Annotated in this window: 23 protein-coding genes and 1 pseudogene; 18 read left to right on the top strand and 6 right to left on the bottom strand. The window is 67.5% G+C overall.

All coding sequences use genetic code 11. The features are described from left to right. Nucleotides 1–167 (top strand): annotated as a pseudogene (locus KUG41_RS04015) (photosystem II D2 protein (photosystem q(a) protein)); the annotation flags it as partial. Then, nucleotides 151–1,539 carry a photosystem II reaction center protein CP43 gene (psbC, locus tag KUG41_RS04010; RefSeq protein WP_216901318.1) on the top strand — a complete coding sequence of 463 codons (1,389 nt, stop codon included), beginning with the start codon at nucleotides 151–153 and terminating at the stop codon, nucleotides 1,537–1,539. The pseudogene KUG41_RS04015 and the gene psbC, both read left to right, overlap by 17 nt. A gap of 93 nt (nucleotides 1,540–1,632) precedes the next feature. On the opposite strand, the gene KUG41_RS04005 is transcribed toward psbC, so the two are convergent. Both KUG41_RS04005 and KUG41_RS04000 read right to left on the bottom strand, forming a co-directional pair. Continuing rightward, complete coding sequence (locus tag KUG41_RS04005) at nucleotides 1,633–1,905, bottom strand: hypothetical protein (RefSeq protein ID WP_216901316.1); 273 nt, start codon at nucleotides 1,903–1,905, stop codon at nucleotides 1,633–1,635. A gap of 41 nt (nucleotides 1,906–1,946) precedes the next feature. Next, a complete protein-coding gene (locus tag KUG41_RS04000) occupies nucleotides 1,947–2,540 on the bottom strand; it encodes a nucleoside triphosphate pyrophosphatase (protein WP_216901314.1) in 594 nt (197 codons plus the stop codon). Nucleotides 2,541–2,600: 60 nt separating this feature from the next. On the opposite strand from KUG41_RS04000, the gene KUG41_RS03995 reads away from it, so the two are divergent. The 6 genes from KUG41_RS03995 to glf all read left to right on the top strand — a co-directional run bounded on the left by KUG41_RS03995 (nucleotide 2,601) and on the right by glf (nucleotide 8,272). Further along, nucleotides 2,601–2,966, top strand: coding sequence for an Npun_F0494 family protein (locus tag KUG41_RS03995; RefSeq protein WP_371734019.1), 366 nt, complete (start codon nucleotides 2,601–2,603; stop codon nucleotides 2,964–2,966). Between the two features lie 32 nt (nucleotides 2,967–2,998). After that, entirely contained in the window at nucleotides 2,999–4,510 is a 1,512-nt protein-coding gene (locus KUG41_RS03990) for a cobyric acid synthase (protein WP_216901338.1), read from the top strand. Between the two features lie 87 nt (nucleotides 4,511–4,597). Beyond that, entirely contained in the window at nucleotides 4,598–4,789 is a 192-nt protein-coding gene (locus KUG41_RS03985) for a 2Fe-2S iron-sulfur cluster binding domain-containing protein (protein ID WP_371734021.1), read from the top strand. Between the two features lie 5 nt (nucleotides 4,790–4,794). Further along, the gene (locus KUG41_RS03980; protein ID WP_216901310.1) at nucleotides 4,795–5,826 is read left to right on the top strand and encodes a hypothetical protein; all 1,032 of its coding nucleotides are present in this window, start codon (nucleotides 4,795–4,797) and stop codon (nucleotides 5,824–5,826) included. 71 nt (nucleotides 5,827–5,897) lie between these two features. Continuing rightward, nucleotides 5,898–7,019: a radical SAM protein gene (locus KUG41_RS03975; protein ID WP_216901308.1), complete on the top strand. Its 1,122-nt coding sequence runs from the start codon at nucleotides 5,898–5,900 to the stop codon at nucleotides 7,017–7,019. 77 nt (nucleotides 7,020–7,096) lie between these two features. Then, nucleotides 7,097–8,272 carry a UDP-galactopyranose mutase gene (gene glf / locus KUG41_RS03970; protein WP_254216803.1) on the top strand — a complete coding sequence of 392 codons (1,176 nt, stop codon included), beginning with the start codon at nucleotides 7,097–7,099 and terminating at the stop codon, nucleotides 8,270–8,272. Here the strand turns inward: glf and mnmA are convergent. After that, on the bottom strand, nucleotides 8,257–9,390 hold the full coding sequence (gene mnmA / locus KUG41_RS03965) for a tRNA 2-thiouridine(34) synthase MnmA (protein WP_254216818.1): 1,134 nt from the start codon (nucleotides 9,388–9,390) through the stop codon (nucleotides 8,257–8,259). The two genes, glf and mnmA, sit on opposite strands and share 16 nt — an antisense overlap. 161 nt (nucleotides 9,391–9,551) lie before the next feature. Here mnmA and KUG41_RS03960 point away from each other — a divergent pair, with 161 nt between their 5' ends. Both KUG41_RS03960 and KUG41_RS03955 read left to right on the top strand, forming a co-directional pair. Beyond that, complete coding sequence (locus tag KUG41_RS03960) at nucleotides 9,552–11,177, top strand: NAD(P)H-hydrate epimerase (RefSeq protein ID WP_216901304.1); 1,626 nt, start codon at nucleotides 9,552–9,554, stop codon at nucleotides 11,175–11,177. A gap of 296 nt (nucleotides 11,178–11,473) precedes the next feature. Next, nucleotides 11,474–12,400 (top strand): sigma-70 family RNA polymerase sigma factor, encoded by a 927-nt coding sequence (locus KUG41_RS03955; protein WP_216901302.1) that lies wholly within the window; start codon nucleotides 11,474–11,476, stop codon nucleotides 12,398–12,400. A 12-nt stretch (nucleotides 12,401–12,412) separates the two neighbouring features. Here the strand turns inward: KUG41_RS03955 and KUG41_RS03950 are convergent, their stop codons facing one another. Together KUG41_RS03950 and pdhA are read right to left on the bottom strand one after the other, a co-directional pair. Next, entirely contained in the window at nucleotides 12,413–13,291 is an 879-nt protein-coding gene (locus tag KUG41_RS03950) for a hypothetical protein (RefSeq protein WP_216901300.1), read from the bottom strand. 158 nt (nucleotides 13,292–13,449) lie between these two features. Continuing rightward, the gene (pdhA, locus tag KUG41_RS03945; RefSeq protein ID WP_216901299.1) at nucleotides 13,450–14,535 is read right to left on the bottom strand and encodes a pyruvate dehydrogenase (acetyl-transferring) E1 component subunit alpha; all 1,086 of its coding nucleotides are present in this window, start codon (nucleotides 14,533–14,535) and stop codon (nucleotides 13,450–13,452) included. A 108-nt stretch (nucleotides 14,536–14,643) separates the two neighbouring features. On the opposite strand from pdhA, the gene KUG41_RS03940 reads away from it, so the two are divergent. From KUG41_RS03940 to galE, 8 genes are all read left to right on the top strand, one after another. Continuing rightward, nucleotides 14,644–16,611 carry an IMS domain-containing protein gene (locus KUG41_RS03940; protein ID WP_216901298.1) on the top strand — a complete coding sequence of 656 codons (1,968 nt, stop codon included), beginning with the start codon at nucleotides 14,644–14,646 and terminating at the stop codon, nucleotides 16,609–16,611. Continuing rightward, nucleotides 16,611–18,098 carry a signal recognition particle protein gene (ffh, locus tag KUG41_RS03935; RefSeq protein WP_216901297.1) on the top strand — a complete coding sequence of 496 codons (1,488 nt, stop codon included), beginning with the start codon at nucleotides 16,611–16,613 and terminating at the stop codon, nucleotides 18,096–18,098. Before KUG41_RS03940 ends, ffh begins: the two co-directional genes overlap by 1 nt. Before the next feature lie 81 nt (nucleotides 18,099–18,179). After that, nucleotides 18,180–18,599: a 30S ribosomal protein S16 gene (rpsP, locus tag KUG41_RS03930; RefSeq protein WP_216901296.1), complete on the top strand. Its 420-nt coding sequence runs from the start codon at nucleotides 18,180–18,182 to the stop codon at nucleotides 18,597–18,599. Then, nucleotides 18,596–19,570 carry a PhoH family protein gene (locus KUG41_RS03925; protein ID WP_216901332.1) on the top strand — a complete coding sequence of 325 codons (975 nt, stop codon included), beginning with the start codon at nucleotides 18,596–18,598 and terminating at the stop codon, nucleotides 19,568–19,570. Before rpsP ends, KUG41_RS03925 begins: the two co-directional genes overlap by 4 nt. A gap of 99 nt (nucleotides 19,571–19,669) precedes the next feature. Beyond that, nucleotides 19,670–20,407, top strand: a complete 738-nt coding sequence (locus KUG41_RS03920) for a Bax inhibitor-1 family protein (RefSeq protein ID WP_216901295.1) — start codon at nucleotides 19,670–19,672, stop codon at nucleotides 20,405–20,407. A 294-nt stretch (nucleotides 20,408–20,701) separates the two neighbouring features. Then, nucleotides 20,702–21,826, top strand: coding sequence for a GDP-mannose 4,6-dehydratase (gene gmd, locus KUG41_RS03915; RefSeq protein ID WP_216901294.1), 1,125 nt, complete (start codon nucleotides 20,702–20,704; stop codon nucleotides 21,824–21,826). A gap of 49 nt (nucleotides 21,827–21,875) precedes the next feature. Further along, nucleotides 21,876–22,844, top strand: coding sequence for a GDP-L-fucose synthase (locus KUG41_RS03910; RefSeq protein ID WP_216901292.1), 969 nt, complete (start codon nucleotides 21,876–21,878; stop codon nucleotides 22,842–22,844). Further along, nucleotides 22,841–23,887, top strand: coding sequence for a UDP-glucose 4-epimerase GalE (gene galE / locus KUG41_RS03905; protein ID WP_216901290.1), 1,047 nt, complete (start codon nucleotides 22,841–22,843; stop codon nucleotides 23,885–23,887). The genes KUG41_RS03910 and galE overlap by 4 nt, the downstream gene beginning before the upstream one ends. On the opposite strand, the gene KUG41_RS03900 is transcribed toward galE, so the two are convergent. After that, entirely contained in the window at nucleotides 23,841–24,962 is a 1,122-nt protein-coding gene (locus tag KUG41_RS03900; protein ID WP_254216802.1) for a TIGR03790 family protein, read from the bottom strand. The genes galE and KUG41_RS03900 overlap by 47 nt on opposite strands. Nucleotides 24,963–24,998 lie beyond the last annotated feature (36 nt).

Raw genomic sequence — 24,998 nt, 5'->3', positions numbered from 1 at the left:
TCGTGAGCCAGGAGATCCGCGCGGCGGAGGATCCTGAATTCGAGACGTTCTACACCAAGAACATCCTGCTCAATGAAGGTCTGCGCGCCTGGATGGCTCCCGCTGACCAGCCGCACGAAAACTTCGTCTTCCCTGAAGAGGTTCTGCCCCGTGGAAACGCCCTTTAATTCCGGTCTCATCTCGGTCGGGGGCAAGGACCTCGACTCCACCGGCTATGCCTGGTGGGCGGGTAATGCCCGACTGATCAATCTCTCCGGTCGTCTGCTGGGTGCCCACGTGGCCCACGCAGGTCTGATGGTCTTCTGGGCCGGAGCCATGATGCTGTTCGAGGTGAGTCACTTCACCTTCGACAAGCCCATGTACGAGCAGGGCCTGATCCTGTTCCCCCACGTGGCCACCCTCGGCTACGGCGTGGGCCCCGGCGGAGAGGTCACCAACCTCTATCCATTCTTCGTGGTGGGTGTGCTGCACCTGATCAGCTCCGCCGTGCTCGGCCTCGGCGGGCTGTACCACGCCCTGCGTGGTCCGGAGATCCTGGAGAACTATTCATCCTTCTTCTCCCAGGACTGGCGGGACAAGAACCAGATGACCAACATCATCGGCTACCACCTCATCCTTCTCGGTGTGGGTGCCCTGCTGCTGGTGTTCAAGGCGATGTTCTTCGGCGGCGTCTACGACACCTGGGCTCCCGGTGGCGGTGACGTGCGCCTGATCACCAACCCCACCCTCAGCCCGGGCGTGATCTTCGGCTATCTCACCCGCGCCCCCTTCGGCGGCGAGGGCTGGATCATCGGGGTCGACTCGATGGAGGACATCATCGGTGGCCACATCTGGATCGGTCTGATCTGCATCTTCGGTGGCATCTGGCACGTGATCACCAAGCCCTTCGGCTGGGTGCGCCGCGCCTTCATCTGGAACGGTGAGGCCTACCTGAGCTACAGCCTCGGCGCCCTGAGCTTCATGAGCTTCATCGCCTCCTCCTACATCTGGTTCAACAACACCGCCTATCCCTCGGAGTTCTACGGCCCCACCAACGCCGAAGCCTCCCAGGCCCAGAGCTTCACCTTCCTGGTGCGCGACCAGCGCATGGGCGCCAACATCGGTTCCGCCATGGGCCCCACCGGCCTGGGCAAATACCTGATGCGCTCCCCCACCGGCGAGATCATCTTCGGTGGTGAAACCATGCGCTTCTGGGACTTCCGCGGTCCCTGGCTGGAGCCCCTGCGGGGCCCCAACGGTCTGAGCCTCGACAAGCTCCAGAACGACATCCAGCCCTGGCAGGTCCGTCGGGCGGCCGAGTACATGACCCACGCCCCCAACGCCTCCCTCAACTCCGTGGGCGGCATCATCACCGAACCCAACTCGGTGAACTTCGTCAACATCCGCCAGTGGCTGGCCTCGACCCAGTTCGTGCTGGCCTTCTTCTTCCTGGTTGGCCACCTGTGGCATGCCGGTCGCGCCCGCGCCGCCGCCGCCGGTTTTGAGAAGGGGATCGACCGTCAGGCCGAGCCCACCCTGGCCATGCCGGATCTCGACTGATCGCGCCGTTGGAACTGAGCTTCGGCTCCTTTCCGATCGCCAGTTTTCGTCAGCCTCCGCCCCCCCCCGGCGGAGGCTTTTTGCTGGCACGGCTCAGCCGGTGCACCGGCTGGATCGGTTGATCTGAGACTGAACGGCACAGACCAGGGTCGCGACAGCGACCACATCGAACGGCGCCTGATCGCCGGGAGCCACTGCATCGGGCAGCGCATGGAGGGCCTCCTCGCAGGTGGCAAGGGCCGCCCGCACGGAATCCTCCTGCTGGAGGCAGTCATGGGCGCACCAGCGGGACAGACGGTCGATGACGCTGCCGGACTCGACCGGAAAGGGGCCCGCTGTGGCCTGACCTTGAGAAGGAAGGGGCATGACGATCCAGCGCTGGGCCCGCAACTCGGGCTGTCTCAGGATCAGACTAGCTGAGACGCATCCAGCCAGCGGCGCAGCAGCGGCAGGCTCAGGCCGATCACATTGCTGAAGCACCCCTCGATCCGCTCCACCAGCAGACCACCTCGCCCTTCGAGGGCGAAGCCACCGGCGCAGGCGAGGGGCTCACCGCTGGCCACGTAGGCCTCAATCTCCGACGCACTGAGCGCAGCGAAGTGAACCCGGGTGCTGACCACCGCCAGCCGGGGATCGGCTCCGGCTTCGAACGCCGCCTGCGACACCAGGCAGTGGCCCGTGAGCAGATCACCCCATCCACCGGCCATGCGCCGCCAGCGATCCGCCGCCTCGGCGGCATCGCGAGGTTTGCCGCAGACCTCCTGTCCAACCACCAGCACCGAATCGCAACCCAGCACCCCGGAGGCCAGCTGGAGTCCTTCGGCCCCCAGGGCCTCAGCCACCACCGTCGCCTTCTGGAGGGCCAGGCGTTGCACGAGCCGTCGCGGATCGGTCTCCTTCACGGCGGCCTCATCGACCCCACTCACCCGCACCCGGTGGGCCAGGCCGGCCTGCTCGAGCAGCCGCCGACGGGCCGGGGACGCGGAGGCCAGGATCAGCACGGCAACAGGGCGGCGGCCTCACCAGCCTGGCCTCCGATTGGCGAGAATGGATCGATGGCGATGGCAGGCACCGATCAGCGCTCCCTGGCCCGGGCCGCCCGCTCCCTCCGCTGCCTGCCCTTCCGGCGCGGCTTCTACGAGGGCGTGGGAAGCCAGGCCCTCAGCAGTCAGGAACTCGCCCACCGCAGCGACTGGACCCGTCTCAGCTTCCGGCCGCTGAGCGCCGAGCGGGCCGAGGGTCATTTCCTCTGGCTGATCCGGCTCGGGGTGCTGCGGCGGGAGGTCGACGGCCAGGGGCTGACCGAGCGGGTGCGGCTGACGCCGATGGGCCGGCAGGTGCTGGAGGGCTGGCCCGCCGAGATTCCCCGGGCCGGCCGGCGGGAGCGGATCCTGGAGGGTCTGCGACGGCACAGGCCCCGCTGTTGACCCCTTCCCACCCGGCATCGCCCAGGCCGCTGATGGTGCTGGGCACCAGCAGCGGTGCCGGCAAGTCGCTGATGACGGCGGCCCTGTGCCGGGTGCTGCGCCGCCGGGGCGAGGAGCCCCTGCCCTTCAAGGGCCAGAACATGAGCCTGAACGCCTGGGTCGACCGGGACGGCGGCGAGATGGCCTATTCCCAGGCCCTGCAGGCCTGGGCCGCGGGCCTGGAGCCGGAGGTGGCGATGAATCCTGTGCTGCTCAAACCCCGGGGCGACAGCACCAGCGAGGTGATCCACCTGGGCCGCTCGGTGGGCACGGCCCGGGCCGAGCACTACTACCGCGACTGGTTCCGGCCCGGCTGGGCGGCGATCCGGTCGGGTCTGGAGGCGCTGCGGGCGGCGCACCCCGGCGGTCGGCTGGTGCTGGAGGGGGCGGGCAGCCCGGTGGAGGTGAACCTGCAGCCCCGTGACCTCACCAACCTGCGGCTGGCCCAGTACCTGCGGGCCCGCTGTCTGCTGGTGGCGGACATCGAGCGTGGGGGGGTCTTTGCCCAGATCGTCGGCACCCTCGCTCTGCTGCGGCCGGTGGAGCGGCCCCTGATCGGCGGGCTGCTGATCAACCGCTTTCGCGGCCGCCGCTCCCTGTTCGACGAAGGACGCCGCTGGTTGGAGCAGGAGACGGGCTTGCCCGTGCTGGGGGTGATGCCCTGGCTCGATGAGCTGTTTCCCCCCGAGGACTCCCTGGATCTGCTGGAGAGGGGGGGGCGCAAACGGAACAGCGAGCTCAGCATCACCGTGCTGCGCCTGCCCTCCCTGAGCAATTTCTCCGACCTCGACCCCCTGGAGGCCGAGGCCAGCGTGCAGCTTCAGTGGCGGCGGCCAGGGGAGTCGCTGGGACAGCCCGATGCCGTGATCCTGCCTGGCAGCAAGCAGACCCTGCAGGACCTGGCGCTCCTGCAGGCCAGCGGCATGGCGGAGGAGCTGCGGGCCTACGTGGCCGCCGGCGGCCTGCTGTTCGCGCTCTGCGGCGGCCTGCAGATGCTGGGCCGGGAGCTGCTGGACCCCGACGGACTGGAGGGGGGGCAGGCGGAGGCCAGGGGCCTGGGCCTGCTGCCCCTGCGCACCGTCTTCCAGGGCGCCAAGGCACTGCGGCAACGGCGCAGCACGGCCCTTTGGCCCCCAGGGGCGGACCCGCCGTTGGAAGTGGAAGGATTCGAGCTCCACCACGGCCGCAGCGAACGGCTGAACGGAGGAGACTGTGCCCCCCTGACGGCCGACGAGGGCCTGGGGTGGTGGGCAGCTTCTGGACTCCGGGGAGGCCTGGTGGCCGGAACCTATCTTCACGGGATCTTCGAGAACGGTCCCTGGCGGCGGCGCTGGCTCAACCAGCTGCGACGCCGCCGCGGCCTGCCGCCCCTGCAGGAGCACCAGCCCCACCACGGCCGTCAGCGGGACGCCCTGCTGGATCGGCTGGCCGATGCCTTCGAAGCCCACATCGATCTGGCGCCCCTGCTGAGCGGGGATCCCCCTGGAACGGCACCCAGCCCTTAGATTCCGGCCAGCATCAGGAATCAGCTCATCGGACGGCCCCGACCCGCCATCACCATCGCGTGGCCGGACGGGTCGACCACCTCGGCCATTCCTGGGCAGGACTGGCTGGAGGCCGCCCGGCAGGCGGCGGTGTCCATTCCCACCGGCTGCCTGGGGGGCAGCTGTGGCGCCTGTGAGATCGAGGTCAACGGGCGCATGGTGCGGGCCTGCGTGGCGACGGTGCCGGCCTGCCCGGGCGGCCGGCTCACGGTGACCCTGGCCTGTGATCCCCACTGGTAGTTCGCGTGCCACTCCCCCCGCAGTGCCACATCCTGTCGATCGATTTCCAGGATCTCGATGTGATCTGGAATGTGACGCTCTTCTATGAGGCCACCGGTTTCACCGTCAGCCGCCGTCGCCCCCCCTGCGGCAGGCCGCTCGACCTGCTGGTGATCCTGCGGGGAGATCCCGGAGAGACCCATCGCGAGCACCGGGGCGACGTCCACATCTACGACTACGTCAAGGAACTCCAGGTGGACTGGCGGCGATGCTTTCCCCACGCCCGCCGGATCCGGCTGATCTCTCTGTTCAGACCGGCATCCCTGGCACCGGGGGTCCACTGGGTGGAGGGCTATCTGCCCGTGATTCCGGCGTTCTGGCAACGATCGCCCTTCCGCAAGCGGCTGACCAGGCCCCTGCACATCGCCAACTTCAAGCCCATCGGCGATGACCCCTTCCAACGGGATCTGGCCGAGCTCGCCCGCAGGGACCTGATCCAGGTCCACGGCCGCCACTGGGAGCGGCTGGGCCTGCACACCCAGGGTCTCAGTTACCTGGAGGCGAACCGGCTGCTGGCTCGCAGCTGGTGCTGCTACGGACTCATGTACCCCTATCAGCGGGGCACCACCCTCTCCGGCCGCATGTGGCAGGCGCCCCTGCATGGATGCCTGGTGATCAGCGAGCGGGGGACCAATCCCCTCGGGCTTCCCGGTGTCCGGGAGGTGGAGACCTTCGGGCCGGACACGCTGCTCAGCGTCCGCTCCATCCGGGAATGCGCCCAGATCCGCAACGCCGCCACCAGCCACTGGCGCCAGGCCACCGAACGGCTGGCCCAGCAACTGGAACTGCCGCCCTGCGGTGACCCCTCGGCCGCCCGGCTGGCCGCCTGCCGGCGAGCGATGCTGGCCCAGCATCTTCAGGTGGTCTGGAACCGCCGGCTGCAGCGTGCCGCCCGGTGGCTGGCACCTCCGCCCATCAGCTGCTGGCTGCGCCGCCGCCAGCGGACCCTGCAGGGGGTCGGACGGATCCTGCATGGCACGGCCCGGCGGACGAGATAGAAAAGCCCCAGACCAGCAGCCGCGTTCCCTCAGCGCACGTCCCATCCCCCTGTGCATCTGGGGGAACAACCATGGTGACTTCGTTGTCAGCAGACCCGAGCTACGATGCCGAAACGCATGACATCTGGGAACAGATCAAGATGGCCTTACCCACGGTTTTGAAGCGCGCTGTTCCCTCCACCGTGCAAACCGCCGTCAGGAATTTTCTCTGGCCCGACTATTCCCCTGAACCGCCCGGTCAGAAAGTGATCGAATTCTGGGTGGATGTGGTGAGCGGCTGCAATCTTCGCTGCACGGCCTGCCCTGTCGGCATGCCGGAATACACCAACAGCATCGGCCAGAAGCTGACGGAGATGCCGATCGAATTGTTCGAGAAGATCTGTCTGAAAGCGAAGGAAGACACGAATGGAAACTGCCGCTTCGGCCTGTACAACTGGACGGAACCCACCCTTCATTCCCGGCTGCATGAGCTGATCGCCTGCGCCGAAAGCCATGGCGTCCCCTGCGGAATTTCGTCCAACCTCAATTACGACTACGACTGGTCGCTGCTGAAGCCTCTGCGTCTCTGGAATTTCACGATCACCGTTTCAGGCTTCACCCAGCGCACTTACCAGATCAACCATAAGGGTGGTCGCATCGAGCCCGTTCTGGCAAACATGATCCGTATCTCCGAGACCCTGGGCGACTGGGAGTGCTTCAAGAATATCGACGTTCGCTACCTGGTCCACAAACAGAACCAGCATGAAGTCGGTCTGTTCAAGCATTTCTGCGAGAAGCTGGGAATGAAGTTCACCCCCTATCACGCCTACTACATGCCCATCGACAAGATGTTCGATGGACTGGAAGCGATCCCTCCGGAGCTGGAATACATCTACTACAGCCCCCAGCTGGTCCAGCAGGCCATCGGCGAGCACCGTTCCCAGAACTGCTTCATGCGGGAATCCCAGGTCTGCCTCGACCATGAGGGCAATTTCTCCGTCTGCTGCGTCCAGTCTCCAACGGCACCCTCGATCGCCAACTACCTGGACACCCCTTTCCAGGCGATGCAGGCCAAGCGCTACGGCAGTGATCTCTGCAAACAATGCACCAACAGCGGCATCAACATCTTCGCCACCTATGGCATGCAGGAGCCGCAGGAAATCCAGCAAAAGATCGAAGACCTTCTGCCCGTTGACCTGAAGAGCTTCGACTGAGGGGTCATCATTTTTCCAGGATTTCTGCCTGTGCCAGCCATTCACTCCAAGCGTCCTCGCCGTGCGCCTGACTTCCCATGACGGATGACGGTTCAGCTGGCGGCCTCAGGATGGCCGCCATACCCAGCACCGCCAGCCGGCAGGAGGTCCTTGGCTACGACTACCTGATCGTGGGCTGCGGGCTGTTCGGAGCCACCTTTGCCCGCCTGGCCACCGATGCAGGCAAGCGCTGCCTCATCCTCGACCGCAGGCCGCACATCGGCGGGAATTGCTATACCGAGAATCTTGCTGGGATCAACGTCCATCGCTACGGCGCCCATATCTTTCACACCAGCAACAAAGCCGTCTGGAGCTTTGTTCATCGGTTTGCAGAGTTCAATAACTACGTCAACTCGCCCAAGGCCATCTCCGGGGACAGGCTTTATTCCCTTCCCTTCAACATGAACACGTTCTATGAGCTCTGGCGAACACGCACCCCGTCAGAAGCTCGTCAGAAGATTGAATCCCAGCGTTTTCTCGGTGAACCAGCCAATCTGGAGGAACAGGCCCTTTCCCTGGTGGGACAAGACATTTACGACACCCTGATCCGTGACTACACCCGAAAACAATGGGGCAAGAATCCTCGGGAGTTACCAGCCTTCATCATCAAGCGCCTGCCATTGCGCTTCACCTACAACAACAACTACTTCACGGATCGCTATCAGGGTATTCCCATCGGAGGCTATACAGCCCTGTTCGAAGCGATGCTTGAAGGCATCGAAGTACGGTTGAATGTCGATTTTTTCGACAACCGGTCCCAGCTCTCTGGCCTGGCCGGGAAGGTGGTCTACACCGGCTGCATCGATCAGTATTTCGACTACAGCTTCGGCCGTCTGGAGTATCGCTCTCTCGATTTCCACAACGAGGTGCTGGACATCGAGAATTTCCAGGGGAATGCGGTGATCAACTACTGCGATACCAGTGAACCCTTCACGCGCATCATCGAGCACAAGCACTTCGAAGGTTCATCCTCCGATGTCACAGTGATCACCAGGGAGTACCCGAAAGCCTGCACCGGTGAGGCCATTCCCTACTACCCGGTCAACGACCTGCGCAATCAAGCCATCTATCGCCAGTACCAGGCGCGAGCCCAGGCAACGGAGAACGTGATTTTCGGCGGACGTCTCTCCGAATACAAGTACATGGACATGCATGTGGTGATCGAATCGGCGATGAACCGGATCCGCAGCGAACTGCGTCAGGCGTCGGCCTGAATCAGGCCACCCCCGAGCACCGCCTCGCCCGCATAGAACACGGCCGCCTGTCCGGGAGCCACGGAGAACTGGGGTTCGGCGAAATCCAGACGCGCCCGGTGGGGACGCTCCGCGGCACGATCGGCCTCCGTTGCCGGCAGGGGTGTCAGCAGGGCCCGCTCCGGTGTGCTGCGGTAGCGCACCTGAACCTCCACGTCGATCGCCTCCCCAGGGGGGGCCATGGACACCCAGTTGATCGCCCCCACCTCACAGGCCCGCCGCGTGGCCTCCCGCCTGGGCGCCACCACCACCCGGTTCATGGCCCCATCGAGCCGCACCACGTGCAGCGGCTCGTTCCAGGCCACCCCCAGTCCCTTGCGCTGGCCGATGGTGAAATGTTCGAGGCCGTCGTGGTCGCCCAGCACGGTGCCGTCGACCAGCACGATCTCCCCCTGGCGCGGTGGCAGGTAGGCATCCAGGAACTGCCGCATCGAGCCGTGGTGCTCGGCCAGGCAGAGGTCCTGACTTTCCGGCTTCTCGGCGGTGCGCAGGCCGAGGCGGGCCGCCTCGGCGCGGGTGGCCTCCTTGGTGAGTTCCCCCAGCGGGAAGACCAGCCGGCCCAGTACGGCCTGGGGCAGGTCGTAGAGGAAATAGCTCTGATCCTTGTGGCCATCCAGCCCGCGCAGCAGCTGATGGCGCCCTGCCCCGTCTCCGGGCAGCGGCAGGGACTGGGCGGCGTCGGCCGGCCGCACCCGGGCGTAGTGGCCGGTGGCGATGCGGCCGATGCCCCGCTCCGCCTCGGCCCAGTCGAGCATCGGAGCGAACTTCACGGCCCGGTTGCAACGGGAACAGGGCAGCGGCGTGATGCCGTCGCGGTAGCCCTCCACGAGGAAATCGACGATCTGCTCCTGGAAACGGGCCCGGGAATCGACCACATGGTGGGGCACCCCCAGCTGCTCGCAGATGCCGGCCGCATCCACCAGACCCTCGGCGCAGCAGGAGCCCTTGCCGCTCATCAGCCACAGGGTGAGGCCCTCCACCTGCCAGCCGGCGGCCACCAGCAAAGCCGCGGTGAGCGAACTGTCCACACCGCCGGACAGCCCCACCGCCACCCGTCGCTCCCCGGGCCAGTCGCGCAGCCGCTGCACCACCGCCGCGACCGGGGGGGCGACGGGGCTGGCGGGGCCGGCCTGGAGGTGAGTGGCTGGAGCGGGAGCGACCAAGGGAACGGGTGGGACGAGCCGTTGCGGACCTCCATCATGGGAGAACGCTGCTCCGGCCCGCTCCGGGTCTTCGGCCGATGCCCACCCCCAGGCCACCGAAGCCCGTCTGCTGGCCGCCGCTGGATGCCGATCACCTGCTGGTGAACAGCGCCACCATGGCCGCCATCGAGCAGGAGCTGTTCAGCAGCGGCCTGCCGGTGGAGGCCCTGATGGAGAAAGCCGGCCTGGCCGTGAGCCGGCGGCTGCTGACCCGAGCGGGGTCTGCGACCAGCTCTGGGTTGCTGGTGCTGGTGGGGCCGGGACACAACGGCGGCGACGGCCTGGTGGTGGCCCGGGAATGGCATCTGGCCGGACGTCCGGTACGGCTCTGGTGCCCGTTCGAGCGCCGTCGCCCCCTCACCGACGCCCATCTGCGCCATGCCCGCTGGCTGGGCATTCCCCTGCTGGACACGGCCCCCGACCCCGCCGATCCGGCCCTCTGGGTCGACGCCCTCTTCGGCCTCGCTCAGACGCGCCCCGCCGGCGACGCGATCGAGACCCTGCTGGGCGAGCGCCAGCGGCAACGGCCCGGAGCCCTGGTGGCCATCGACGTCCCCACCGGCCTCGGCTCCGATGACGGGGAGCAGCTCGGCACGGTGGCCGCCACCGCCGCCACCACCTACACCATCGGCCTGATCAAGCGCGGCCTTGTGCAGGACAGCGCCCTGCGCTGGGTCGGCCGGCTGGAGCGGATCGACCTCGGCCTGGGCCCCTGCCTGCAGCGCCAGTCCCCCGCCGATCCGCTGCTGGGCCTGTTGGCGGCCGACCAGACCGGAGCCCCCTGGCCCGCCCTGGATCCGGCCGCAGGGAAGTACGCCCGCGGGCGCCTGCTGGTCCTGGCCGGCAGCGCCCGTTTCCGGGGCGCTGCCCATCTGGCCCTGGCCGGGGCCTCGGCCTCCGGCTGCGGCAGCCTGCGAATGGCGCCGGCCCAGGAGCTCGCCGCCGACCTCTGGCAGGTCCATCCCCATGTGGTGCTGGAGCCGGGGCTGGGGGCGACTCCGGCGGGTGGGCTGGCCCTGGCCGGCCTGCCCGAAGGCTGGCTGGAGCGGCTGGATGCGGTGCTGGTGGGACCGGGACTGGGGGGGCTCGGCAGCGGCGATCCACCCACCCAGGCGGCGATCGCAGCAGCGGAAGCCCGGCGATGGGGGGAACTGGTCGATTTCGAGGGGCTGCTGGTGCTCGATGCCGATGGGCTCAACCGGCTGGCGGCGATGGGGGCCGACTGGCTCCAGCGGCGCCGGGGACCCACCTGGATCACCCCCCACGCGGAGGAGTTCCGGCGGCTGTTTCCCGATCTGGCGGCCCTGCCCCGGCCGGAGGCCGCCGCAGCCGCCGCCCGTCGCAGCGGTGCCGGCGTGCTGCTGAAGGGGGCGCGGACCGTGGTGGCCTCACCCGACGGACGCCGCTGGCAACTGCTGACGGCCTGCCCGCAGGCGGCCAGGGCCGGGCTGGGGGACGTGCTGGCCGGCTATGCGGCGGGCCGCGGAGCCATGGCCCAGGCCGCCGTGGGCCCGGAGGGGGGAGCCGCCGGTGATGCGTCCTGGCTGGCCGCCGCCGCCCTCGACCATGCCCTCGCCGGCCTCAGCTGCCGGGAGCGGAGGGGAGCCGGTGGCGTCAGCCCGCTGGCGATCGCCGAGGCCCTGGCCCTCGGGGCGGGCGACTGAGATGGGGCAGGGAAGGCACCGGAGTCGGGAGCCGGAAACCGGGAACAAGGCTGCGGGATTCAGGAGCCGACCGACGGTCACTTTGACAACCGGAAGAAGGATCCAATCCGACAATCAAAACGTAAATTTAGCCCTTTACTCATCGAAAGGAAGTCCTTTACCAAAGAAACCAATCATGTGTGGTTTCGCTAGCAAATCCTTAAAAGTTGTGCCAGGCACTTTCTGCACTTGCCAGTGGGTGGATAATCCGTTAGCTCATGCACTCGCGCCACTTTGCGCGCCCCGATGCCCCTCCTATGACTGTTTCTGCCGTCGCGTCGAGGGAGGGCTCCAGCCGAAGGGGGAGCGATTCCATCACCTGGTATCTGACTTCGATCGGTCGTGAGCCTCTGCTGACCCCTGCCGAAGAGATCGAGCTGGGCAACCAGGTTCAGGCGATGATGCACCTGGTGGAAGCGCCGAAAGACGATCACTCGGTGCACGAGAAGAAGATCATCAAAGTCGGGCGGCGTTCCAAGGAACGCATGATGCGCGCAAACCTCCGGCTGGTGGTGAGCGTGGCGAAGAAATATCAGGGCAAGGGTCTGGAGTTGCTCGATCTGATCCAGGAAGGTTCCCTGGGCCTTGAGCGTGCCGTCGAGAAGTTTGATCCCACCCGGGGTTACAAGTTCTCCACCTATGCCTTCTGGTGGATCCGCCAGAGCATGACCCGGGCCATCGCCTGTCAGTCCCGGGCCATCCGACTGCCGGTCCATCTCAGCGAACGACTCACCACGATCCGCAAGGTGAGCCTCGAGCTGGCCCACAAGCTCGGTGCCATGCCCAGCCGTCAGGAGATCTCCGAGGCCCTGTCCATGCCCGTCGAAGAGCTCGACTCCCTGCTGCGCCAGGCCCTCACCATCTCCAGCCTGGACGCCCCCATCCACGCGGAGGACGGTCGCAGCTTCCTGGGCGATCTGATCGCCGATGTCTCGGCCGAGGAGCCCCTCGACCGGGTGGAGCGGGGCATGCACCAGGAACAGCTGGTCCACCTGCTGGGCCATCTCTCCGCCCAGGAACGGGAGGTGCTGGGTCTGCGTTTCGGATTGGATGGCGTGGAGCGCCACACCCTCGCCGAGATCGGCCGTCAGCTGGATGTCTCCCGGGAAAGGGTGCGCCAGATCGAGCTCAAGGCCCTGCGCAAACTGCGCAGCCTGTCGAGCCGCTCCGCCCCCCTCACCTGAGCCGGGGCCCTTTCAACCCTCTCGCCATCCATCCAGCAGCCGCTTGATCCTGCCTTTGGCCTTCAGGGTGGCGATCTTGAGGCGGCTTTCTCCCTTCAGGCCCCGGTCCCGGCGGATCTGGATCGGCGAATCCCGCACCATCTCCCAGTCCGGCATCCAGCAGTCATTCACCTGGGGGAACCAGAACTCGAACACGGAGATCGTCGAGATGGGCAGCAGCTTGCCGAGAATCGAGTAGATCGACTGGTCATGGCGATGTTCCCGGAAACCCTCGAGATTGGGGGAACGGGACGGACGGTCATCGATCAATGAAAAATCTTCGGAGAACACCCGGATCCAGTGGCGGATGAAGTCCATGGAGGCGGGGCATTTCCTCAGGAAGAAAGTGGTGGCCCCCAGCTGCTGGGTGCCGGTGATCTCCGGCCTGTCGCGGACGCTGAGCTGGTCGAGCAGGTCGCCCTTCGTCCAGTGGGCTTCCCCCTGGTCAGGGAACTGACGGCCGCGATACAGCAGGGATCCGTTGGGAGGCAGGCAGGCGAAACCCTGGATGCCCGAAGGCGCCTCCTCGGCCATGGTGAAGAACTCCCGCAGCCGCTGCCTCCCGACCGGGTTGAGATGGCATCCCGAATCGATCCAGTGCAGCAGGTCACCGTCGTTGAGCCGCTCCAGGGTCTGAAGCACGATCTGGGGTTTCCACGCGTAGTAGCCGAAGCCTCGGTGCTCGGGGGTGAGATAGGCCTGGAAACGCTGACGGAAGGCGAGGTCGAGATCCTTCTGTGATGCTCCGACGATCTCCGTGTAGACCTCCATCTCCTTCGCCTGGCGACACAGCCGGCGGCGCGCCGCCTTCATGCGCTGGTCGGTGAACGTGACGAGAACACGCTGGGCCATCAGGCTTGCTGCTCGGGCATCAGGCTTGCTGCGGGGGCATCGAAGGGTGTGTTCTCGACATCAGTGTGGTCTCGACATCAGAAGGTCCGGCGTGGATCGGGTCCCTCCCACCATGGGCAGCCCTCTTGAGCCGGAACCGCGAACGGGGTTCGGCAGGTTCAGTCGTCCGCCCAGATGTAGCGGGTGAGCTCACTGCCATCGGGCTCGGGAGCCGCCAGGGCGAATTCCACGCAATCGGCCACTTCCGCATCGATCTCCTTCTCGATTCCCCTGAGCTCCTCAGCACTGGCCAGGCCCATCTCGACCAGGCGAGCCGCCAGTTGCTTGATGGGATCCCGCTTGGCCCAGAACTCCTTCTCGGCCGCCTCCCGCAGCTCATCGGGATCTGCCAGGGAATGGCCCCGGAAGCGATAGGTGAGGCACTCCAGCAGGGTCGGCCCTTCGCCGGCCCGGGCCCGCACAAGGGCGCGCTGGGCGGCGGCCCGCACGGCCAGCACATCCATCCCGTCGACTTCCTCCCCGACCATGCCGAAGCCGGCCGCCTTGCGCCAGATCTCCGGCTCGCTGGTGGCCCGGTTGTGATCCATACCGATGGCCCAGCGGTTGTTCTCGACCACGAAGAGGATCGGCAGCTTCCAGAGGGTCGCCATGTTCAGGCATTCGTAGAACTGGCCGATGTTGCAGGTTCCGTCACCGAAGAAGGCGGCGGTGACCGCGTCACTGTCGGCCTGCCCGAGGGCATCGCGCTTGTAGCGGCTGGTGAAGGCCGCGCCCAGGGCCACCGGGATGCCCTCGCCGATGAAGGCATACCCCCCCAGCAGATGGTGTTCCCGGGAGAAGAGGTGCATGGAGCCGCCGCGACCCTTGCTGCAACCGGTGGCTTTCCCGAAGAGCTCGCTCATCACCTCCCGGGCCGGCACTCCGCAGCTCAGGGCATGGACGTGGTCGCGGTAGGTGCTGCAGAACCAGTCGTGCTGCAGACGCATCGCCCGGATCACTCCGGTGGAGACGGCTTCCTGACCGTTGTAGAGGTGCACGAAGCCGAACATCTTGCCGCGGTAGTACATCTCGGCGCACTTGTCCTCAAAGCGGCGCCCCAGGGTCATGTCGCGGTAGAGCATCAGTCCCTCCTCCCGGCTGACACCGGCCCTCTCGGCCGGGTACAGACCCTCGAGCCTCACCGCGTGACTGCCCGCTTCCGTGGCGGGGGCGGCTGCCCGCGGCGCGGTCAGTTCCTGGGTCATGGCAGGAAAACGATGCGATTCTTGGCCCCGACTGTACGGGGTCCGTCCCCTGGAGACAGTCAAAACCACTGCCTCTGACTACAGTCACGCCCCAGAGACAGCGACGGATTGGACCTGCCGATCGATCATTTCCGGCTGCTGGGCGTCTCTCCGTCCACCGATGCCCAGGGGGTGCTGCGCACGCTCCAGCTGCGGCTCGACCGGCTGCCCCATGGGGGCTTCACCGCGGAAACCCTGCAGGCCAGAGCCGAGCTGCTGCGGGCCAGCGCCGATGTCCTCAGCGATGCCGATCGGCGCGCCGCCTACGAGGCGGAGCTCACCAGCCTCACCGACGCCGGGACCAGCCTGGTGCCGGCCCTGGACATCACCAGCAGCCGGCAGTTGGGCGGGCTGCTTCTGCTGCTGGAGGGTGGACAGCCGTTCGAGGCCTTCGAGCTGGCCTGCCGTTGCCTGCAGCAACCCCAGTCCCCCACCCTGGGCAGTGGCCGGGAAGCCGATCTCACCCTGCTGGCGGGCCTGGCCTGCCTGGCCGCCGCCAGGGAACTGGAGGAGCAGCGACGCTTTGAGGCGGCCGCCCGCACCCTGCAGCAGGGGTTGCAACTGCTGCAGCGGCTCGGCAAGCGCCCCGACCTGCGGGAAACCATGCATGGCCAGCTGGAGCGCCTCACCCCCTACCGGGTCCTCGACCTGCTCAGCCGCGATCTGGTGGCCAGCAGCGAACGGCGGGAGGGACTGGCGCTGCTGGAGCAACTGGTGCAACGGCGCGGGGGCCTGGAAGGCGACGACGATCCCCACTTCCCCAGCGAGGACTTCCAGTCCTTCTTCCACCAGATCAGGTGCTTCCTCACCGTTCAGGAACAGGTTGACCTGTTCAGCCGCTGGGCAGATGAAGGCTCCGACGCCGCTGACTTCCTCGCCACCATCGCCCTGACCGCCTCCGGTTTCGCCCAGCGCAAACCCGAGCGGATCGCCGAGGCCCGGGACCGGCTGCTGAGAAGCGGGCGGGAGGGCATCGACCCTCTCCTGGCCAATCTCCACCTGCTGCTGGGGGAAGCGGACACGGCCCGGTCCTGCTTCGATCGGGGCGCCAGCCAGGAGCTGCGCGAGTGGGTGACCGCCAAGAGCGCCGACCCCCTCGGCCAGCTCTGTGCCTACTGCAGCGACTGGCTGGTGCGGGACGTGCTGCCGGGCTACCGGGACCTGGAGGCCGAGCCCGATCTGGTGGCCTACTTCAGCGACCGCGATGTGGTGACCTACGTGGAGCGGGAGGACCTGCGACGCGGCCGGGCCTATCTCTCCGCCTCCCCTGCCCTGGAGGGCCTGGCCACCCCTTCCCTGACCGCTTTCGATGATTTCACCTTCCCTGGTCCCCTGACGCCCTCCTCCCTCGACGCGGGCGGCAGGGGAAGCATTGTGCCCGGCACGGATCCCGCAGCTCAGGCGGACAGCGAGGAAGAGGACGACGAGGAGATCGTCCCGGGCTGGTCATGGCCCCACCGGAACTGGCTGGTGGCAGGTGGCGTCGCCCTGGCGCTGCTGCTGGCCGCCGCCTGGCTGGTGCGACCAAAACAGCCGGCACCGACGCCGGCGACAGCTCCCCCCCCTCCAACGGCGACCCAGGGCCCATCCGGCACCCCCCCCAGCCCTCCGCCGCCGGTGGATGACGGTCTGGCCATCGCTCCACTCACCGTCGCCAATCCCGATGGGGCCCAGATCCGCGCGCTGCTGGCCAACTGGCTCGCCGTGAAGACCGCCGTGCTGGCGGGGAAACCCCTCCCCGGGGACCTGAACCGCATCGCCAGGGAGGGGCCGATGGCCCTGCTCGCCAGAGAGCGGCGCAGCGATGCCGCCCTGGGCCAGACCCAGCTCCTGGAGGTGCGGATCACTGACCTCAGCTTTGCCGAGAGGTCCCCGCGCCGCATCGTGGCGGAGGTCCGCCTGCGCTACAGCGACCGGCGGCTCGATGCCGCCGGCAAGGTGGTGGAGCGCACCGCGCCGATGGAGCTGCGCAATGGTTATGTATTCGGGCGCGACGGCGACAGCTGGCGCCTGGCGGCCACCCGATCCCTCAACTGATGTTCGACGAACTCTCCCAGCGCTTCGAAGACGCCGTCAAGGGCCTGCGCGGCCAGGCGGCCATCTCGGAAACGAATGTCGAGGGGGCCCTCAAGGAGGTGAGGCGGGCCCTGCTGGAGGCCGATGTGAGCCTGCCGGTGGTGAAGGAGTTCGTCGAGGAGGTGCGCCGCAAGGCCGTCGGCGCCGAGGTGGTGCGTGGGGTGAGCCCTGATCAGAAGTTCATCCAGCTGGTGCACGAGCAGCTGGTGGACACCATGGGCGGCGCCAATGCCCCCCTGGCCCGGGCTGCGAACGGTCCCACCGTGATCCTGATGGCCGGTCTGCAGGGGGCCGGCAAGACCACCGCCACCGCGAAGCTGGGCCTCCACCTCAAGGAGCAGGGGCGGCGCCCCCTGCTGGTGGCCGCTGACGTCTACCGGCCGGCGGCCATCGACCAGCTGCAGACCCTGGGCCGCCAGATCGGCGTCGAGGTGTTCAGCCTCGGCAGCGGGGAAACGCCGGAGGCGATCGCTGCGGCGGGCGTGGCCCGGGGCCGGGAGGGGGGCTTCGACACCGTGCTGGTGGACACCGCCGGCCGGCTCCAGATCGACGCTTCGATGATGGAGGAGATGGTGCGGATCCGGGAGGCGGCGACCCCCGACGAGGTGCTGCTGGTGGTGGATTCGATGATCGGCCAGGAGGCGGCCGACCTCACCCGGGCCTTCCATGAGCAGGTGGGCATCACCGGTGCCGTGCTCACCAAGCTGGATGGCGATTCCCGCGGCGGCGCTGCACTGTCGATCCGCAAGGTGAGCGGCGCGCCGATCAAGTTCATCGGCACCGGCGAGAAGGTGGAGGCCCTGCAGCCTTTCCATCCTGAGCGGATGGCCAGCCGCATCCTGGGCATGGGCGACGTGCTCACCCTGGTGGAGAAGGCCACCAGGGAGGTGGAGCTGGCCGATGTGGAGAAGATGCAGCGCAAGCTGCAGGAAGCCAGCTTCGATTTCTCCGATTTCGTGCAGCAGATGCGCCTGATCAAGCGCATGGGCTCCCTGGGCGGGCTGATGAAGCTGATCCCGGGGATGAACAAGATCGACGACGGCATGCTCCGCCAGGGGGAGAGCCAGCTCAAACGCATCGAGGCCATGATCGGCTCGATGACCGAGGCCGAGCGGCGCCAGCCCGAGCTGCTGGCCGCCCAGCCCTCCCGGCGCCGGCGCATCGCCGCCGGCAGCGGCCACAGCCCGGCGGACGTGGACAAGGTGCTGGCCGATTTCCAGAAGATGCGCGGCTTCATGCAGCAGATGAGCCGGGGCGGCATGCCGGGCATGCCCGGGATGCCGGGGATGGGAGGCGGCGGCTTCCCCGGCATGCCGGGGATGGGCGGTGGTCTTCCCGGCATGGGCGGCGGCATGCCGGCGATGGGCGGCCCCGGCGGCCGGGGCAGCGGCCAGCCCCGCAAGCCCCCCAAGCCGGTCAAGAAGCGCAAGGGCTTCGGCCAGCTCTGAGGGGTCCGTGGGGATCCTGCCCCGGGCATCCGGCCCCTTCCCTGTAGGATTGGGGGCTGCATTTCGAAGACCTTTTCCCAGATGATCAAGCTCCGGCTGAAGCGGTTCGGCAAGAAACGGGAAGCGAGTTTCCGTCTGGTGGCCACCAACAGCACCTCCCGCCGCGACGGCCGTCCGCTTGAGGAGCTGGGCTTCTACAACCCACGCACCAAGGAAACCCGGCTCGACACCGAGGCCATCCGGGTGCGCCTCGGCCAGGGGGCCCAGCCCACCGACACGGTGCGCACCCTGCTGGAGAAAGGCGGCCTGATCGAGAAGACCACCCGGCCGGCAGAAACCGTCGGCAAGCTCAAGCAGGCCGCAGCCCGTGACGCTGCCGCCGCTGCCGCTGTCAAGGAAGCGGCGGCGGCCAGCAAGGCCGAAGCTGAAGCCGCGGCTGCCGCTGCAGCAGAGGCCGCCAGCTCAGAAGCTGCCGCCGAACCTGCCGCCGCCGAGGCCTGAGCGAGCTCGCCTCCACGTTCGCCCTGCCGGATCCCTCCGCCGCCCTTGCCCTGGCCGGCGACGGTGGTGCAGCCCTGCGGAGGCTTGAAGCCCTGACGGGCACCAGGATCGTGCTGCGCGGGCTGGATCTGCAGATCAGTGGTCGCGACGCCCAGGTGGAACGCGTTCACGCCCTTGTCCAGCTGCTCGCACCCCTGTGGGAACGGGGCGAGGCGATCGGACAGGTGGACATCCAGTCGGCCCTGACGGCCCTGGACACGGGTCGCGGTGACGAGCACGGCCGCATGGGCCGTCAGGTGCTCGCCACCAGCGTCAGCGGCCGGCCCCTGCGGCCCCGGACCCTGCGCCAGAAGACCTACGTGGAGGCGATCGAGCGCCACGACCTGACCCTGGCGATCGGGCCTGCTGGCACGGGCAAGACCTTCCTGGCCACCATTCAGGCGGTGCGCATGCTCCAGGAGCGCAGGGTGGAGCGCCTGGTGCTCACCCGGCCGGCGGTGGAAGCCGGAGAGCGGCTGGGCTTCCTGCCCGGCGACCTGCAGCAGAAGGTGGATCCCTACCTGCGACCCCTCTACGACGCCCTGCATGGCCTGCTGGGCAACGAACGCACGACCCAGCTGCTGGAAAAGGGCGTGATCGAGGTGGCGCCTCTGGCCTTCATGCGCGGCCGCACTCTGGCCGACGCCTTCGTGATCCTCGATGAGGCCCAGAACACCACCTGCGCCCAGATGCGCATGGTGCTCACCCGGCTGGGGGAGAACTCCCGCATGGTGGTGACCGGGGACACCACCCAGATCGATCTGCCTCCGGGCCAGCTGAGCGGCCTGGTGGAGGCCGCCCAGGTGCTGCAGGGGGTGGAGGGGGTGGCCATCTGCCACTTCTCTGACGCCGACGTGGTGCGCCATCCCATGGTCCAGCGGCTGGTGCAGGCCTATGCCCGCCGCGATGCGGCCCTTCATCAGGGGCGCTGACCAGGGCAGCGTTCAGCCGATAGGGAGATCCGCACAGGCGTTTCGGCCAGCCACTGGCCCCCGCTGGCAGGATGGATGGAGTTCGATACCACCTGAGCCATGCCGGCCAGCAGCAATTTCCAGGAAGCGATCCGCGAGGCCCAGTCCGGCGCTCTCGTCGGGCCCAACGTGGTCAACCGCGCCCTTCCCTATGTCGGCGGTGGCATGGTGCTCACAGCCGCCGGAGTACTGGGCGGCATGTCGCTGATGGTCAGCGCACCTGCCCTGTTCATGCCCCTGTTCTGGGTGGCCCTGATCGGCAACTTCATCCTCTTCTTCGTGGCCCAGAACGCCGCCGTGAAAGGGAACACGGGCACTGCCCTGCCGATCCTGACCGCCTACAGCCTGATCACCGGCTTCACCCTCAGCGGCATCGTCAGCTACGCGATCGCGGCCGCCGGAGTCGGCGCCATCGGCACGGCCGCCCTGGCCACGGGCATCACCTTCGTGGTCGCTTCCTTCTTCGGAAGCCGCATGAGTGACAGCGTCGGCCAGTCGCTCACTGCCGTGGTGGGCCTGGGGATCATCGGCCTGGTGATCGCCATGGTGGTGCAGCTGGTGGGGAGCTTCTTCGCCCCCGGCATGTTCACCACCGGTGGCTTCGAGCTGATGATCGCCGGCTTCGGCACCGTGATCTTCGTGGGGGCTGCCTTCGTCGACTTCTACACCATGCCCCGCACCTATCGGGACGACCAGTACCTGGCTGGTGCCCTGGGCATGTATCTCACCTACATCAACCTGTTCATCTTCATCCTGCGCCTGATCATCGCTCTTCAGGGAGGCGGTCGCCGCGACTGAGCCTGTCGCTGCACCAACAGGGCCTCTGCCTCAACAGGCTTTCCATTCCTCCTTCTTTCCCGGCGTCCCTGAGGTCGCCGGGATTTTTGTCGCCGGCCTGAGCTCCCGCTAGTCTCCTGTGGTCCCCCCAGACGAGGGCATGCATCGGCAAGCTGGGGAACAGCCCGCAGGGAAAGGGAATCGGCGCAGGCCTTCCATTCCGACCCCAGGAGACCTCGCGATGCATCCGTCGCCCTTGCGGCTCCAACGGCAGCGGCCATGGCCGCTCGCCCCTTCGATCCCTGTGCAAACCCCATGACCAAGACGGCGCTGATCACCGGCATCACCGGCCAGGATGGCTCCTATCTCGCGGAACTGCTGCTGGAGAAAGGCTATGTGGTGCACGGCATCAAGCGACGGGCCAGCAGCTTCAACACCGACCGGATCGATCACCTCTACCAGGATCCCCATGAGAAGGATCCTCAGCTCGTTCTCCATTACGGCGATCTGACCGACTCCACGAACCTGATCCGGATCGTGCAGCAGATCCAGCCCGACGAGATCTACAACCTCGGGGCCCAGAGCCATGTGGCGGTGAGTTTCGAGAGTCCTGAATACACCGCCAATTCCGACGCTCTCGGTACCCTGCGGATTCTGGAGGCTGTGCGCATCCTCGGGCTGACGGGCAAGACCCGCATCTACCAGGCCAGCACCAGCGAACTGTATGGCCTGGTGCAGGAAATCCCGCAGAAGGAAACCACTCCTTTTTATCCCCGCAGTCCCTACGGCGTCGCCAAGCTCTACGCCTACTGGATCACGGTCAACTACAGGGAGTCCTACGGGATGTACGCCTGCAACGGAATTCTCTTCAATCACGAGAGTCCCCGGCGTGGCGAAACCTTCGTGACCCGCAAGATCACCCGGGGGCTGGCGCGAATCGATGCCGGTCTGGATCAGAGCCTGTTCATGGGCAATCTCGATTCCCTGCGCGACTGGGGTCACGCCAGGGATTATGTGGAGATGCAGTGGCGGATGCTGCAGCAGGAGAAGCCGGAGGATTTCGTGATCGCCACCGGCCGGCAGGAGTCGGTGCGGCGCTTCATTGAACTCACGGCCGAGCAACTGGGCTGGGGCGGCATCGTCTGGAGCGGCACCGGGATCGAGGAAACGGGCGCGCGCCGCGACACCGGCGCCACCGTGGTGCGCATCGATCGGCGTTACTTCCGGCCGGCGGAAGTGGAAACCCTGCTCGGCGACCCGACCCGCGCCCGGGAACGGCTGGGGTGGACCCCCACCACCACCCTCGAGGAGCTGGTGGCGGAGATGGTCAGCGCCGATAAGCAGGAGGCCGCCAAGGAGGCGATGCTGCGCCGGGAGGGATTTGCCGTGGTGGGCTCCATGGAGAATCCTCCCCAGGTGGGTCTGACGACCGTGCCGTGACCATCCCCCTCAACCGCTCCAGGCTGAGCTGGGTCCTGAATCCTTCCCCATGCTGATCTCGCCCTCCGATCGCATCTTCATCGCGGGCCACCGCGGCATGGCCGGATCGGCCATCGTCCGCCGGCTGCAGGCCACAGGGCACGACCAGCTGCTCACCGCCGGCCGCTCGGAACTGGACCTGCTCGACGGCAACGCCGTGGCGGCCTGGTTTGCCGATCAGCGGCCGGATGTGGTGGTGCTCGCCGCCGCCAGGGTGGGGGGAATCCTGGCCAACGCCACCTACCCGGCGGATTTCCTGCTCGATAACCTCAAGATTCAGCAGCATGTGATCGAGAGTGCCTGGCGCCAGGGCAGCCGCCGCCTGCTGTTCCTCGGCAGCAGCTGCATCTATCCGAAGCTCGCCGAGCAGCCGATCCGGGAGGAGGCCCTGCTCGGCGGGCCCCTCGAGCCCACCAACGAGTGGTACGCGATCGCCAAGATCACGGGCATCCAGCTCTGTCGGGCTCTACGCCGACAGCATGGCTTTGATGCCATCAGCCTGATGCCCACCAACCTCTACGGCCCCGGGGACAATTACCACCCCACCAACAGCCATGTGCTGCCTGGTCAGATCCGCCGCTTCCAGGAAGCCCGCGAAGCAGCTGCTCCCGAAGTGATCTGCTGGGGAAGCGGGCGCCCGCGGCGGGAGTTCCTCCACGTCGACGATCTGGCGGACGCCGCCCTGTTCTGTCTGCGCCACTGGCAACCGGGCCCCGAGGATCTGCAGCACATCAATGTGGGAACGGGAACCGACGTGAGCATCCAGGAGCTGGCCACGATGGTGGCCGACGCCGTGGGCTACCGGGGAAGGATCGGCTGGGACAGCACCAAACCGGACGGCACCCCTCGCAAGCTGCTGGATGTGAGTCGTCTGGCCGCCCTGGGCTGGCGGGCCACCATTCCCCTGCAGGACGGGCTCCGGCGCACCGTGGCGGAGTACGTTGCCGACCGCGCGAGTGGTGCCGAGGTGAGGCTGTGAGGATTCTGGTCACCGGCGGGGCGGGCTACATCGGCAGCCACGCGGTACGGGCCCTGACCAGGGCCGGCCATCAGCCGGTGGTGCTCGACAACCTGGTCTACGGCCATGCGGACATCGTCGAGCAGACCCTCAAAGCGCCTCTGGTGCTCGGCCAGGTGGGCGACCGGGAAGTGCTGGAGCCCCTGCTGCGGGGCCGTCATCCGGCCCTCGAGGGCACACCCCTGGAGGGCAAGCCCATCGAGGCGGTGATGCACTTCGCCGCCTACGCCTACGTGGGTGAATCGGTGAACGATCCCGCCAAGTACTACCGCAACAACCTGGGGGACACCCTCACCCTCCTCGAGGCCCTGGTGGCCAGCGAGCGCCCCCTGCCGATCGTCTTCTCCTCCACCTGCGCCACCTACGGCATCCCTCAGCAGGTTCCGATCACCGAGGACCATCCCCAGGCCCCGATCAATCCCTACGGCCGCAGCAAATGGATGGTGGAGCAGCTGCTCACCGACTTCGCGGCCGCCTACGGCCTGCCGAGCGTGATCTTCCGCTACTTCAATGCCGCCGGAGCCGACCCCGACGGGGACCTGGGCGAGGATCACGACCCGGAGACCCACCTGATCCCCAGGGTGCTCGACACAATGAGCGGCCGGGAGCAGTACCTGCAGATCTTCGGCGACGACTATCCCACCCCCGATGGCACCTGCATCCGCGACTACATCCATGTGGCCGACCTGGCCGATGCCCATGTGCTCGGCCTGGAACGGCTGCTCATGCTCCGGGAACGGGAGGAGAGCGTGCGCCGGCCGCTGATCTACAACCTGGGCAACGGCACGGGCTATTCCGTCCGGCAGGTGATCGAGACCGCCAAGGCCGTCACCGGCCGGGGCCTGCTGGCCCACGTGGCCCGGCGACGGGAAGGCGACCCCCCCCAGCTGGTGGCCGGAGCTGAGCGGGCCCACCGGGAACTGGGCTGGCGGCCCCGCTTCCCCGAGCTGGAAACGATCATCGAGCACGCCTGGGCCTGGCACCAGAAACGGCATCAGGCCTGAAGGCATCCTGCGCCGGCCAGGGCCGGGCCAGAGGTTCGCCGATGAACACCCCCTGGCCGGGCATGGCCACGCTGCGCCAGTAGCTCTCGATCAGGGTGTCCCCGCGCAGGTAGTAGCTGAGCAGCAGGCCGGGATCGGAGAACTTCTCAGGGAAGTTGCACGGTTCCACCACGGTGCCGTAACTGCCAGTGGCCCCGGCCTCGAGCCAGCGGAGTGCACTCATCTGGGTGCTGTCGACCAGTCGCCCCCCAAAGGAGGTGAGGTGATCAGCGACGGCTCCCGGCCGGTAGCGGTTGGTGCGGATCCCCGGGGGGAAGGCCAGCCCGGTGAAGTAGGCCATGACGTCATCGGCGCCCACCAGGGCATCGGACCGGAGCAGCCTGACCCGGAAGCGGGAGCCCACGGTCGCCGCCACGCGGCCGTATCCGCTGGCCCGGGTGTTGCGGGCAGCGTCGCTGCTGCTCAGCAGATAGGCGGTTCCCGGGGGCGCTGTGCCGTCCGAGGCCATGCCCCGCTGGATCAGGCTCCTGGCCTTGTCTGGACTGGTGGCCGCCAGCAGCATGCTGGGCCGGAGCCGCAGCTGGTCCCAGGGACGGTTCACGTCGCCGCGGGCGAACAGGGGACTGAGGGCAGTGGTCCGGCAACCGGTCGCGCAGAAACGGTCATCCAGACCGAATGTGAAGGCGCTGGTGACCGACTGGCAGCCGACGCGGTAGGGCGCCGCCCAGGCCAGGGCATAGACCTGAACGTGGGCGGGAGTGAGCCGATCGACCATGCGTTTGACGGATCGAAAGACCTGCGGGCTCAGGTCCGACACACCGGGGGGGAACCGCACCCGGATCACCTGGGCCGCGGGGATGAGACGGGCCGCCTGGTAGGTCCGCCCGATGGTCTCGCTCAGGGGATCGGCGGCATTGATGACGATGGCCAGGTGGCGATGGTCCAGGGGGCCTACCGAGGGGGGGCCGGCAACGGCGTCATGGGGGCCGGAGCGGAAGGCGGCGCTGCCCGGCAGCAGAACCAGCAACAGGGTCGCCAGGGGACCGAGGAGCCGCCGGGCGCGATGCAGAGCCAAGGCTGCTGGCCGCTCACCAACCATGGGAGACCAGCG

This window comes from Synechococcus sp. CCY 9618 (assembly GCF_019038415.1).
Taxonomy (GTDB): Bacteria; Cyanobacteriota; Cyanobacteriia; order PCC-6307; family Cyanobiaceae; genus Cyanobium.
Note: the sequence above shows the minus strand (reverse complement) of the source record. Positions and strands in the feature narration are given on the sequence as shown.

Coding starts and splice junctions, on each gene's coding strand:
- KUG41_RS03950 (WP_216901300.1), bottom strand. CDS start 13,291: ATGGCCCAGCGTGTTCTCGTCACGTTCACCGACCAGCGCATGAAGGCG.
- rpsP (WP_216901296.1), top strand. CDS start 18,180: ATGATCAAGCTCCGGCTGAAGCGGTTCGGCAAGAAACGGGAAGCGAGT.
- pdhA (WP_216901299.1), bottom strand. CDS start 14,535: ATGACCCAGGAACTGACCGCGCCGCGGGCAGCCGCCCCCGCCACGGAA.
- gmd (WP_216901294.1), top strand. CDS start 20,702: ATGACCAAGACGGCGCTGATCACCGGCATCACCGGCCAGGATGGCTCC.
- glf (WP_254216803.1), top strand. CDS start 7,097: ATGACGGATGACGGTTCAGCTGGCGGCCTCAGGATGGCCGCCATACCC.
- ffh (WP_216901297.1), top strand. CDS start 16,611: ATGTTCGACGAACTCTCCCAGCGCTTCGAAGACGCCGTCAAGGGCCTG.
- KUG41_RS03990 (WP_216901338.1), top strand. CDS start 2,999: ATGGTGCTGGGCACCAGCAGCGGTGCCGGCAAGTCGCTGATGACGGCG.
- KUG41_RS03920 (WP_216901295.1), top strand. CDS start 19,670: ATGCCGGCCAGCAGCAATTTCCAGGAAGCGATCCGCGAGGCCCAGTCC.
- KUG41_RS03975 (WP_216901308.1), top strand. CDS start 5,898: ATGGTGACTTCGTTGTCAGCAGACCCGAGCTACGATGCCGAAACGCAT.
- KUG41_RS03955 (WP_216901302.1), top strand. CDS start 11,474: ATGACTGTTTCTGCCGTCGCGTCGAGGGAGGGCTCCAGCCGAAGGGGG.
- KUG41_RS04005 (WP_216901316.1), bottom strand. CDS start 1,905: ATGCCCCTTCCTTCTCAAGGTCAGGCCACAGCGGGCCCCTTTCCGGTC.
- KUG41_RS03910 (WP_216901292.1), top strand. CDS start 21,876: ATGCTGATCTCGCCCTCCGATCGCATCTTCATCGCGGGCCACCGCGGC.
- KUG41_RS03995 (WP_371734019.1), top strand. CDS start 2,601: ATGGCAGGCACCGATCAGCGCTCCCTGGCCCGGGCCGCCCGCTCCCTC.
- KUG41_RS03960 (WP_216901304.1), top strand. CDS start 9,552: ATGCCCACCCCCAGGCCACCGAAGCCCGTCTGCTGGCCGCCGCTGGAT.